At 72.8% G+C, this 11,664-nt stretch carries 10 protein-coding genes, 1 rRNA gene and 1 pseudogene; 2 read left to right on the top strand and 10 right to left on the bottom strand.

The window, feature by feature from the left end; genetic code table 11:
* Positions 1-22: 22 nt before the first annotated feature.
* From AB0M36_RS34575 to AB0M36_RS34545, 7 genes and pseudogenes are all read right to left on the bottom strand, one after another.
* Positions 23-949, bottom strand: a complete 927-nt coding sequence (locus AB0M36_RS34575) for a copper transporter (RefSeq protein ID WP_364166436.1) — start codon at positions 947-949, stop codon at positions 23-25.
* 36 nt (positions 950-985) lie between these two features.
* Positions 986-2,167, bottom strand: a complete 1,182-nt coding sequence (gene steA / locus AB0M36_RS34570; protein ID WP_364166434.1) for a putative cytokinetic ring protein SteA — start codon at positions 2,165-2,167, stop codon at positions 986-988.
* Positions 2,168-2,241: 74 nt separating this feature from the next.
* Complete coding sequence (gene recN, locus AB0M36_RS34565) at positions 2,242-3,990, bottom strand: DNA repair protein RecN (RefSeq protein ID WP_364166432.1); 1,749 nt, start codon at positions 3,988-3,990, stop codon at positions 2,242-2,244.
* Between the two features lie 52 nt (positions 3,991-4,042).
* Positions 4,043-4,930: an NAD kinase gene (locus tag AB0M36_RS34560; RefSeq protein WP_364166430.1), complete on the bottom strand. Its 888-nt coding sequence runs from the start codon at positions 4,928-4,930 to the stop codon at positions 4,043-4,045.
* Positions 4,927-5,781, bottom strand: a complete 855-nt coding sequence (locus tag AB0M36_RS34555; RefSeq protein ID WP_364166428.1) for a TlyA family RNA methyltransferase — start codon at positions 5,779-5,781, stop codon at positions 4,927-4,929. Before AB0M36_RS34555 ends, AB0M36_RS34560 begins: the two co-directional genes overlap by 4 nt.
* Before the next feature lie 28 nt (positions 5,782-5,809).
* Positions 5,810-6,142, bottom strand: a complete 333-nt coding sequence (locus tag AB0M36_RS34550) for a hypothetical protein (protein ID WP_364166427.1) — start codon at positions 6,140-6,142, stop codon at positions 5,810-5,812.
* A gap of 452 nt (positions 6,143-6,594) precedes the next feature.
* Positions 6,595-7,032 (bottom strand): annotated as a pseudogene (locus AB0M36_RS34545) (hypothetical protein); the annotation flags it as partial.
* Positions 7,033-7,150: 118 nt separating this feature from the next.
* Between AB0M36_RS34545 and AB0M36_RS34540 the strand changes: the two are divergent.
* Complete coding sequence (locus tag AB0M36_RS34540; RefSeq protein WP_364166425.1) at positions 7,151-7,486, top strand: SCP2 sterol-binding domain-containing protein; 336 nt, start codon at positions 7,151-7,153, stop codon at positions 7,484-7,486.
* Positions 7,487-7,509: 23 nt separating this feature from the next.
* Here AB0M36_RS34540 and AB0M36_RS34535 read toward each other — a convergent pair whose 3' ends face one another.
* Together AB0M36_RS34535 and AB0M36_RS34530 are read right to left on the bottom strand one after the other, a co-directional pair.
* Positions 7,510-8,508, bottom strand: coding sequence for an HAD-IIA family hydrolase (locus AB0M36_RS34535; protein WP_364166423.1), 999 nt, complete (start codon positions 8,506-8,508; stop codon positions 7,510-7,512).
* Positions 8,505-9,527: a Replicase polyprotein 1ab gene (locus AB0M36_RS34530; protein WP_364166607.1), complete on the bottom strand. Its 1,023-nt coding sequence runs from the start codon at positions 9,525-9,527 to the stop codon at positions 8,505-8,507. Before AB0M36_RS34530 ends, AB0M36_RS34535 begins: the two co-directional genes overlap by 4 nt.
* Here AB0M36_RS34530 and AB0M36_RS34525 point away from each other — a divergent pair.
* Positions 9,486-11,510 carry a hypothetical protein gene (locus AB0M36_RS34525; RefSeq protein ID WP_364166421.1) on the top strand — a complete coding sequence of 675 codons (2,025 nt, stop codon included), beginning with the start codon at positions 9,486-9,488 and terminating at the stop codon, positions 11,508-11,510. The two genes, AB0M36_RS34530 and AB0M36_RS34525, sit on opposite strands and share 42 nt — an antisense overlap.
* A 66-nt stretch (positions 11,511-11,576) precedes the next feature.
* Here the strand turns inward: AB0M36_RS34525 and rrf are convergent.
* Positions 11,577-11,664: ribosomal RNA gene (rrf, locus tag AB0M36_RS34520) — 5S ribosomal RNA — on the bottom strand; the annotation flags it as partial.

The following is an 11,664-nucleotide window of genomic DNA, read 5'->3' as shown; positions in this document are numbered from 1 at the left end:
CCCGCGACTCGGCGGCGGGCCGTCAGCTCGCTGCCTTGGGGACCCGGGAGACGCCGTCCAGGCCGTACTGGCCGACCTTGCCGGCGGCGAGCCGCTCGACGACGGCCAGCGCGGTCGCCAGCTGGCCCTGCGCGGTGCTCGCGTTGTCCACCGTGGAGACCGTCTTGACCAGCGTCGCGTCGGCGCGCACCTCGGAGACGAGGTTGCCCTCCCCGATGTTGGTGCCGGCCACCACCAGCGGCCGGTTCTTGGAGAACTGGGTGGCCAGGGTGACCGCGTTCTTGTTCTTCTTGCCCGCGTCCCGGTCGACCGGCGGCGGGCCCGACACCACCACGGTGGCCTCCGCCCCCGGCACCAGGTCTTCTCCCGCACCCAGATAACCCGGAGTCGTGTACGCGGACAGCACCACCGTCAGATCCTGCTCGGCAACGGGGTCGGGAGTCTTCAGCAGCAGCGCCCGGGCGAGCAGGGCGCTGGAGGTCTCCACGCCGTCGACGTTGAGCGGCAGCCCGTCGATGGACACGGTCGGGCGGGACGCCTTCACGGCCAGGTCGGACAGCTCGAAGCCGTTCGCCGGGTCGAGGAACTTGTCCTGCACCGTCACCCGGCCGGTGATCGTCGCGCCGGCGACCGTCAGCATCTTGGTCACACCCTCGGCGTAGTCCTTGCCGCTGGGCAGCACCACGACGACGATCTTGCGGCCGGTGAGTTTGCCGGTGAGCAGCGCCGGAGCCAGCTCGGTGACGAACTCCTCGCTGCGGTTGAGCTCCTCCTGGAACGAGTTGGCCTTCGCGCGGTAGTTACTGTTGTCCTTGCTGAGCCCGTCGACCTGGTCCTGAAGCTTGTCGGCTATCGGCCCGTTCAGCGCGGCGGTGCCCACGACCACCCCGATGGCGAGCGCGAGGAAGACCGCGGTGAGCGACACCACGTGGTACCGGAAATTGATCACGCCAAAGCCTCTTGGTCCGTATCGCCGATCAGAGGATCACGAGAAGAGCTGCCCCAACTTGAAGACAAGATTGTCCCACCACTCGGCCATCACGGAGAGGTAGGCCTTGCCGACGGTCGATACCGCCACCGCCGAGGCCATCGCCGCGATCGCGGACAGCACGAGCAGCAGCAGCGACGAACCGGAGATGTTCTGCTTGTAGAGGCGGCTGACCCCCTTGGCGTCGACGAGCTTTCCGCCGACCTTGAGCCGGGTCAGGAAGGTCGAGGCCATGCCCCCGCGCCCCTTGTCGAGGAACTCGACGAGGTTGGCGTGCGTGCCGACGGCGACGATCAGCGAGGCGCCCTTCTCGTCGGCGAGCAGCATGGCGAGGTCCTCGCTGGTGGCCGCCGCCGGGAACGTGGTGGCCTGCACGCCGAGCCCGTGCACCCGGGCCAGGCCGGGCGCGCGCCCGTCCGGGTAGGCGTGCACGATGACCTCGGCGCCGCAGCGCAGCACGTCGTCGGTGACCGAGTCCATGTCACCGATGATCATGTCGGGGGTGTAGCCGGACTCGACCAGCGCGTCGGCGCCGCCGTCGACACCGATCAGAACCGGCTTGAATTCCCGAATGTACGGCCGCAGCACATCGAGGTCGGCCTTGTAGTCGTAGCCGCGCACGACAATGAGCACGTGCCGCCCGGCGATGAGGGTCTCGACGTCGGGCACCCCGACGCCGTCGAGCAGCAGGTCGCGCTCCTGCTTGAGGTATTCCATCGTGTTCGCCGCGAACGCCTCGAGCTGCACCGACAGACCCTCACGGGCGTCGGCCATCGCCTTGGCGACGGACTCGGCGTCCTGCCGCAGGCCGGTGGCCACCGCCTCGCCGCCCAGCAGCACCGTGTCGTTGTCGAGGCTGACCACGTCACCCTCGCTGATCCGGTCGAAGATCTCCTCGCCCAGGTTGTCGATGAGCACGATCCCGGCCTGGATCAGCACCTCGGGGCCCAGGTTCGGATAGCGCCCGGAGATCGACGGCTTGACGTTGAGCACGGCCGCGACGCCGACGGCCACGAGCGAATCGGCGGCGACCCGGTCGATGTCGACGTGGTCGATGATCGCGATGTCGCCGGGACGCAACCGGCCGACCAGACGCTTGGTCCGGCGGTCGAGACGAGCGGTGCCGGCTACAGCCCCGGGTTCGACGCTCCGGGTCCGGCGCAAGGTGGGAAGTCGCATCCCGGCCATCCTGACACGTCGGATCGACCGACCCGCACGCGACATGCACAAGGTCACCCCCGGAAAGGGGCAAATCACCCGCCGCGCTTCTCCTTATCGGCGACGGCCAACAGCTCCTCGGCATGCGCGATGCCCAGGTCGGAATCGGGCAGGCCGGCGAGCATCCGGGCGAGCTCGCGGGCCCGCTCGGTCTCCTCGACGATCCTGACGCCGCTGGTCGTGATCGCACCGCCGGTGTCCTTGGCGACGACCAGGTGCCGGTCGGCGAACGCGGCCACCTGCGGCAGGTGGGTGACCACCAGCACCTGGTGGGTGCGGGCGAGCCGGGCCAGCCTGCGCCCGATCTCCACGGCCGCCTGACCGCCCACGCCGGCGTCGACCTCGTCGAAGACCAGCGTCGGCGGGCCGCCCGCCCCGGCGAACACCACCTCGATCGCCAGCATGACCCGCGACAGCTCGCCGCCGGAGGCGCCCTTCTGCAGCGGCAGCGCCGGCGCGCCGGGATGCGCGATCAGGCGGAGCTCGATCTCGTCGGCACCGTCCGGCCCGGCCGCCAGGCCCTCGATGACGGGCTCGTCGCGCCCGGCGCCGCGCGGCAGCACCGCGATCTCCACCCGCGCGTGCGGCATCGCCAGCCCGGTGAGCTCGACGCTGACCTGTCCGGCGAACCGCCCGGCCGCCTCGGTCCGGGCGGCGGTCAGCCGGCCGGCGAGCTCGGCGACGTGCCCGGCGAGCCGCAGCCGCTCGCGGTCCAGCTCCTCGAGCAGGTCGTCGGAGGTGTCGAGCGCCGCCAGCCGGGAACGGGCGTGCTCGGCCCAGGCGATGACGCCGTCGACGTCGTCGGCGTATTTACGGGTGAGCCCCCGCAGCGCGGCCCGTCGCTCATAGATGGCCTCGAGCCGGGCCGGATCGGCGTCGAGCCGGCCGAGATAGGCGGACAGCTCGGCGGAGACGTCGTCGACCAGGGTGGCCGCCTCCTCCACCCGCGCCGCGAGCTCACCCAGCACCGGGTCCACCGAGGCCTGCGCCTCCAGCGTGCGCCGGGCGGTGCCCAGCAGTTGGACGGCGTCCGGCGTCTCATCGGCCGCCTCGACGCCACTGGCCAACGCCTGCGCGGCCAGGGCCGCGGCCGTGCGCAGCCCCTCGGCGTGCTCGAGGCGCTGCACCTCGGCGCGCAGCTCGTCGTCCTCACCCACCTGCGGGTCGACCCGGCTGATCTCGTCCAGGCCCAGCTTGAGCAGGTCGGCCTCCTGGCTGCGCTCGCGGGCGTTGCGCCGGCGGTCGGCCAGGTCGTCCACCACGCCCCGCCACTGCGTCCACGCCTGGCGGTAGGTCTCCAGCAGCTTCTCGTGCTCGGGGCCGGCGTAGCGGTCCAGGGCGGCGCGCTGCTCGGCCGGGCGCAGCAGACGCAGCTGGTCGGACTGGCCGTGCACCGCGACGACCTGCTCACCCACCTCGCCGAGCATCGACACCGGCATGCCGCGCCCGCCGACGTGCGCCCGGGAGCGGCCCTCGATCGTCACGGTGCGGCTCAGCAGCACCGAGCCGTCGTCGTCGACCTCCGCACCCGCTTCGACGATGCGCGCCTGCACCGCACCGGCCAGGCGCCCCTGAAGCCGCAGCCGGCCCTCGACGACCGCCCGGCCCGGGTCCGCGCGGACCCGCCCGGCGTCGGCCCGGCCGCCGAAGAGCAGCCCGAGCCCGGTCACCACCATCGTCTTGCCCGCGCCGGTCTCACCGGTGATGGCGTTCATGCCCGTGGTGAGCCTCAGCGTCGTGTCGTCGATGACGCCGAGGCCGGTGATCCGCAGTTCCTCCAGCACAGGCCGAACAGTATCGGTGCCCACCGACAATTGCCCAACGCGGTCTCGCTGATCAGCGTCGATTACCGCGCCAACCCTCCACAGGCAGGTGGAACTTGGCCACAAGAGTGTCCGTGAACGGTCGCGGCCGCAGCCGCGCCAGCCGCACCGGAAGCTGCCCCCGTTCCACCGTGACCTGCGCACCCGGAGGCAGATCCCAGGTACGCCGCCCGTCGCAGCACAGCACCGCGAACGACGTGTACGGATCCACGGTGATCACGAACGTCGAGGTGGGCGCGGTGACGATCGGCCGGCTGAACAGGGCGTGCGCACTGATCGGCACGAGCAGCAGCGCCTCCACCTCGGGCCACACCACCGGTCCCCCGGCGGAGAACGCATACGCGGTCGACCCGGTCGGTGTGGCACACACGACACCGTCGCAGCCGTACCGCGACAGCGGGCGCCCGTCGACGTCGACGAGCAGCTCGAGCATCTGCGCGCGCTGGCCCTTCTCGACACTCACCTCGTTGAGCGCCCAGGAGTCGGCGATCAGGCGGCCGTCGTACTCGGCGCGGACATCGAGGGTGAGCCGTTCGTCCACGGTGTAATCGCCGTCGACGATGTCCCGCACGGTCTGGTCGATGTTCTGCAGCTCGGCCTCGGCGAGAAAGCCCACCTTGCCCAGGTTGATGCCGAGCAGCGGCGCCTTCGCCGGGCGCGCCAACTCGGCGGCGCGCAGAAAGGTGCCGTCCCCGCCGAGGGCGAAGACGATCTCGACGCCCTCGGCCGCGGAGGGGTCGTCGACCGGCGTGACACCGGGCGGCAGCTCGAGGTCGTCCACCTCCTCGGCGATGACCCGCACCTCGAACCCGGCGGCGACAAGGTCCCGCGCGACGGCCTGGGCGTGCTGGGTGCTCTGCCGCCGGCCGGTGTGGGTCACCAGCAGTGCGGAGCGGCTCATGAGTCCTCCAACTCAGGCGATTCGGGCGCCGGCCCGCCGGAGGTTACCGCGCCGGCGGGGCCGGCAGCGACCACCGCGTGCACCCGGTCGGCATCCGCGGCCGGGGCGCCCCGACGGAACCACACGAAGAACTCCACATTGCCGCTCGGCCCCGGCAGCGGGCTGGCGGCCACGGACGCGACGCCCAGGCCCAGCTCGGCGGCGGCCGCGGCCACGTCGAGCACCGCCTCCGCCCGCAGCAGGGGATCGCGCACCACCCCGCCGGAACCGACCCGCTCCTTGCCGACCTCGAATTGCGGTTTGACCATCAACGCCAGATCGCCGTCAGCGGCGGTGCACGCGCTCAACGCGGGCAACACCAGCCGCAGCGAGATGAAGGACAGGTCGGCCACGGTCAGGGCCACCGGGCCGCCGAGCATCTCAGGGACCAACGTCCGGACGTTGGTCCGTTCCATCACCGTCACCCGGTCGTCGGTACGCAGCGGCCACGCGAGCTGGCCGTACCCGACGTCGACCGCGTAGACACGCGCGGCACCGGCACGCAGGAGCACGTCGGTGAACCCACCGGTGGAGGCGCCGGCGTCGAGGCAGCGACGGCCCCGCACCACCAGCTCCGGGAAAGCCTTCAGCGCCCCGGACAGCTTGTGGCTGCCCCGGGAGACGTACTCGTCGGCGGGATCCTCGCCGGTGACCACCACCGGATCCGCGGGATCGATCATCGTGGCGACCTTGGCCGCCACGCTGCCGCGGACCTGGACCCGCCCGGCCGCGACGAGCGCGGCGGCCTGCTCCCGGGACCGGGCCAGCTTGCGGCGAACGAGCTCAGCGTCGAGACGCGCGCGGCGGGCCATCAGCGCACAACCTTATGGGTACGGCTCATCAGCGGTCGATGCTCGCCAGCGTCTCCTGGAGCACCTGATGCGCGGCCTCGTACTCGGCGATCTGGTCGGCCGGAGCCAGCGCGGCGGCGTTGGCGAGCGACCGCAGCACCGCGTCGACGGCGGGGTGGCCGGTCGTCTCGGAGCCGTCGAGCATCCCCGGGGTCACCTCCACCCGCGGCGGCGGAGCCGCGTGCTGTCCCGGCGGCGGCGCCGGACGGAACCCGCCGGCGGCGGGCGGCGCGGGCCGGAATCCCCCGCCGGGCGGCGGCGCGGGCCGGAACCCGCCGGGCGGCGGGCCGGGGCGCGGGGGCTGCTGGTTGGGATACGTCACGGCATGACCTCCGGCGTCGCGGTGTCGGGGCCGGTCGTCTTCGGGGCCGGCGCGCTCTTCGCGGGAGTGGTCTTCGGGTTGGCCTTGACCGGGCTGGCCTTGGCGGTCCTCGAGGAGGAGGTCTTCGTCGCCGGGAGCACGGTCTCGGCCGCGGCGGCCTTCACCGAGGCGGTCGGTGCGGCGGCGGTCCCGGCCGGCTCGGTGGTGGGCGCGGTGGCCTTGGCGGCCTTACGCGCGGCCTTCGCCACCTTCGTCGCCTTGGCGGGCACGGCCTTTTCCGGAGCGACGGTCGCTGGCGTCGCCTTGACACCCTTGGTCGGCCCGGTCGCCGCCTTCGCGGGTCCGGCTGCCTTGGCGCCCTTCGTCGGCACTGCCGCCGCCGGGGCCGCCTTCTTCGCCGCCTTGCGCGCGGGGGCGACGGGACTCGCCGCGGCCGGCATCGCGTTCGGCGTGGCGGGTTTCGCCGTCTTCTTGGCGACTGCCTTCTTGGCGACCGCCTTCTTGACCACCGCCTTCTGCGCCGGCGGCACGACCGACAGCGGGCCGGGCTCGGCAAGGGTCACGTCGGCCTCGGGAGCACCGGCGCGCGCCCGGGCGGCCTTCAGCTGCTTCTCGAGGTCGCGTACCCGCGCGTGCAGGTCCGAGACCTCGTCGGCGGTGGCGAGGCCGACGAGCCCGAGGGCCCGGTCCACCTCGTAGCGCACGATGTTGGTCAGCGCCTCGCGGTTGGCCACACCCGTCGACAAGAGGTCCTCGACCAGGCCCTGCAACTGCCCCGCGGTCGCGCCACCCTTGCTCAGTAGCTCACCGGCGACCTTCTGAGCCTTCTTCCGCGGTGCCTCCGTCAAGCCGAGCGCCATCTCCAGATACGCCCGCCATGCGTCCTGCATGAGCCTCTCCCCTCGCGCTCGCGCCACGATCGTGCTGCTGTCACGCTACCGGGCATACCCGGTCCGGCCATCGGGTACCGTGCGGAACGACATCGGGTGTCGCGGAAGGAGGGCCGAAGTGGCCAGCGTGGACGACTGCCGTCAGGCGTTGCATCAGCTTGCGGCCCGGCTCGACGCCCACGCCGAAACCCGTGGCAAGCTCGATCTCGACCGCACCCTCGCGTGCCGGGTCCCGGATCTGGAGACGGCCTTCCACGGCCGCCTCACCGGCGGGCGCCTGATCGACATCGCCGACGGCGACGACCCCAAGGCCAAGATCGCCCTGACCGCCGCCAGCGACGACCTGATCGCCCTGGTGACCGGCAAGCTCGACGTCACCCGGGCGATCACCTCGCGGCAGGTGCAGGTCAAGGCCAACCCGTTCGACCTGCTCAAGCTCCGCAAGCTGCTGTAGCGCGCCGCGCGCCGCGCGCCGGCCTATCCCAGCCAGTCCCCGATCAGCTTGGCCGCCTCGTCGGAGCCGGCCCGCGGCTCGCCGCCGTTCCACACCGACCCGGCCAGCAGCCGCAGCGCGTCCACGGGCGAACCCGCGCCCTCCAGCCGCCCGTCCGCCAGCCGCCACCCGCCGGCTTCCCCACCGCCGGCGCCTGCGCCGTCGTGGGGAATGCGGGCGGCCTCCGCGGAACCGAACAGCCCGGAAAGGTCGGCGCACACATACGTCGGCCGACGCGACGCGGGCGCGGCGAGCAGGTCGGCCGGCCCACTCACCCCGGTGAGCACGAGCACGCTGTCCACCCCGGCGCGAACCGCACCCTCGATGTCGGTGTCGAGCCGGTCGCCGACGACCAGCGGACGCCGCGACCCCGCCAGCGACGCCGCGGTGTCGAAGAGGGCCGGAGCGGGCTTACCCACGACCACGTCCGGCTCCCTGTCCAGAGCCGTACGCAGCACCGACACCAGCGAACCGTTCCCGGGCAGCGGACCACGCGGGCTCGGCAGCGTCCGGTCGGTGTTGGTCGCCATCCACAGTGCCCCGGCACGGACGGCGAGCGACGCCTCGGCGAGGACCTTCCAGCCCACGTCGGGGCCGTAGCCCTGCACGACCGCCACCGGGCCCTCGTCGGCACGCTCGACCGGGACGAGCCCGGCGTCGCGCACCTCGGCGCGCAGCGCGTCGGCCCCCACGACCAACACCGGCGCGCCCGCCGGAAACCGAGCGGCCAGCATCGCCGCGGCGGCCCCGGCCGAGGTCAGCACCTCGTCGGCCACCGCCGGCACACCCATCCCGCTGAGCAACGCGGCGACATCGGCCGCCCGCCGCGACGCGTTGTTCGTCGCGTACGCGACCGGCGTCCCGGCGGCCCGCAACCGCTCGACGGCCTCCGCGGCGCCGGCGATCGGCTTGTCGATGAGGTAGACCACGCCGTCCAGATCGAAGACGACGAGGTCATACCCGTCAACGAGGGCAGCTGTCACGCCCGGTCACCCGTCACCCGCGACTCGCCGTCGTGGTCCTCGCGCGCCTCGCCGCCGCGCACGGGCTCGTCACCGTCAGCCACGTCCCCGCGCGCGCCGATCCCAGCGTCGGTCCCGGCGTCGGCGTCGGTCCCGGCGTCGGTCCCGGCCTCGGCACGGTCCGCGGGCTCGTCGTCGTCCTCATCGAGGTCGTCGAGCTGACCGGCCACCCCACCGTCACGGTCCCCGTCATCGGCACGGCCACCATCGCCCTCGCCGCGCCCGGCCTCAGCCCGATCGTCCGCGTCCTCGTCCTCGTCCTCGTCCTCGTCCTCGGCGTCATCCTCATCGTTGACGTCGTCCTCGGCGTCTTCGTCGTCGGCCTTGGCGTCAGCGGGAGACTCGTCGTCGTCGCTCTCGTCGTCCTCGTCACCCTCGATGGTGACGCCGTCGAGCTCCAACAAACGCTCCGCGGCGTCGGTCAGGTCGTCCTCGTCGGCGGTCGCTGCCCGCGAGAACCACTCCCGCGCCTCCTCGCGCCGTCCGGCCGCGAGCAACGCGTCGGCGTACGCATACCGCAGCCGCGCCGCCCACTCGGCGGTGTCGTCCGAAGTCAGCTCCTTGACCTGAAGCATCGCCACGGCGGCGTCATGCTGGCCAAGGTCGCCGCGCGCCCCGGCCGCCACAATGAGCAGCTCGATCGCGCCGGCCTTGTCGAGCGTCTCCCGGTCGGCGCCACGGAAGAGATCGATCGCCCGTTCCGGGCGCCCCAGGGCACGCTCACAGTCGGCCAGCTCGGCCAGGTGGGTCTGCCGCCCCGTCATTCGATGGTACGTCCGCAGCTCAGCGATCGCGGTCGTCCAATCCCCGGCGGCGTACGCGGCCAACCCCACGGCCTCCCGCACCACGGCGATCCGCGAGGCCATCCGCCGCGCGGCAACCGCGTGCTGCAGCGCCAGCTCGGAGTCCTCGTCAATGATCGTCCCCGCGGCGACAAGGTGCCGCGCGACCCGGTCAGCGGTATCCCGCGACAGGCTCAGCAGCTCGGCACGCACCTCCTTGTCGAGGTCGCTGGCCGCGATGTCCTCCGGGATGTCGGGCGCCTGGAACACGGGCTGCTCGTCCCGGCGGGGATCCTGGGAGGCCTGCTCGTCGCGCGGCCCCCGGTCGTAACGCGGCCCACGATCATCACGGAATCCGCGATCGTCGCGCGGCCCACGGTCATCGCGCGGCCCACGGTCGTCACGCGGTCCACGGTCGTCACGCGGCCCACGGTCATCGCGCGGCCCACGGTCGTAGCGCGGCGCGCGGTCATCACGGGGTCCACGATCGTCGCGGCGGAAGCCACCGTCGCGCGCGCCACGGTCGCTCTGCGGCCGGTCGCTCTGCGGCCGGTCGCTCTGCGGCCGGTCGCCGGAAGGCCGATCCCGATCGCTCCGGAAGCCGTCACTGCGGTTTCCGGGCCGGTCGCCACCGCGGAAGCCACCCCGGTCGCCGCCACCCTGGTAACCCGGACGGTCGCCGCCACGGAAGCCGCCACGGTCGCCGCCGCTCGGACGGTCGCCACCGCGGAATCCGCCCCGGTCGCCGCCACCTTGGTAACCCGGGCGGTCGCCGCCACGGAATCCGCCACGGTCGCCCTGCGAACCACGGTCGCGGTCACCACCGCGGAAGCCACCCCGGTCGCCGCCACCCTGGTAACCCGGGCGGTCACCACCGCGGAAGCCACCACGATCGCCGCCACCCGAACGGTCGCCACCCTGATATCCAGGCCGGTCGCCACCACGGAATCCACCGCGGTCGCCGCCACCCTGGTAACCCGGACGGTCGCCACCACGGAAGCCACCCCGGTCGCCGCCGCTCGGACGGTCGCCACCACGGAAACCACCGCGATCGCCGCCACCCTGGTAACCCGGGCGGTCGCCGCCACGGAAGCCACCACGGTCGCCACTCGGACGGTCGCCACCACGGAAACCACCACGGTCGCCACTCGGACGGTCGCCACCACGGAAACCACCCCGGTCGCCACCACTCGGACGGTCGCCACCACGGAAACCACCCCGGTCGCCACCACTCGGACGGTCGCCACCACGGAAACCACCCCGGTTGCCGCCACCCTGGTAACCCGGACGGTCACCGCCACGGAAGCCACCACGGTCGCCACTCGGACGGTCGCCACCACGGAAACCACCGCGATCGCCGCCACCCTGATATCCCGGGCGGTCGCCACCACGGAATCCGCCACGGTCGCCCTGCGAACCACGGTCGCGGTCACCGCCACGGAAACCACCGCGATCGCCGCCACCCTGGTAACCCGGGCGGTCGCCGCCACGGAATCCGCCACGGTCGCCCTGCGAACCACGGTCGCGGTCACCGCCACGGAAACCACCACGGTCGCCGCCACCCTGGTAACCCGGGCGGTCGCCGCCACGGAATCCGCCACGGTCGCCCTGCGAACCACGGTCGCGGTCGCCACCACGGAAACCACCACGGTCGCCGCCACCCTGGTAACCCGGACGGTCACCGCCACGGAAGCCACCACGGTCGCCACTCGGACGGTCGCCACCACGGAAGCCACCACGGTCGCCACTCGGACGGTCGCCACCACGGAAACCACCGCGATCGCCGCCACCCTGGTAACCGGGGCGGTCGCCGCCACGGAATCCGCCACGGTCGCGGTCGCCGCCACGGAAGCCGCCGCGGTCGCCGCCGCCCTGGTATCCGCCGCGGTCGCGGTTGCCGCCGTCGCTGCGGGGGGCGCCCCGGTCTCCTCGGTCACCGCGGGGGTAGCCGTCGGAGCCACCGTCGCGATCCCGGCGTGGCCGGCCCTCGTCGTCGCGGTTGCCGCCGTCCTGCGGTCCTGGGTTCACGGGTCAAATCCTTCCGAGTTCGGCGTTGCCGTCACACTGTGGGCGGCCGCCGGAGCACATCACATACAGGGGTACAAACGGGTACACGTCGGTCCGGGCACGGACCGCGACGCACAACGGCTGGTCGCGGGAGCGTCCGTACCACGCTACTAGGCACCGGACACGCAAAAGCAGTCGAGGGCCAACCCCCGTAGGGGAAGGCCCTCGACTGTACGTTAAGTCCGGCGGCGTCCTACTCTCCCACACCCTCCCGAGTGCAGTACCATCGGCGCTGGAGGGCTTAGCTTCCGGGTTCGGAATGAGACCG

Origin of the sequence: Actinoplanes sp. NPDC051346 (genome assembly GCF_040682215.1) — a bacterium.
GTDB lineage: Bacteria > Actinomycetota > Actinomycetes > Mycobacteriales > Micromonosporaceae > Actinoplanes.
The sequence above is the reverse complement of the archived record's forward strand: the minus strand, read 5'-3'. Positions and strand labels throughout refer to the sequence as shown.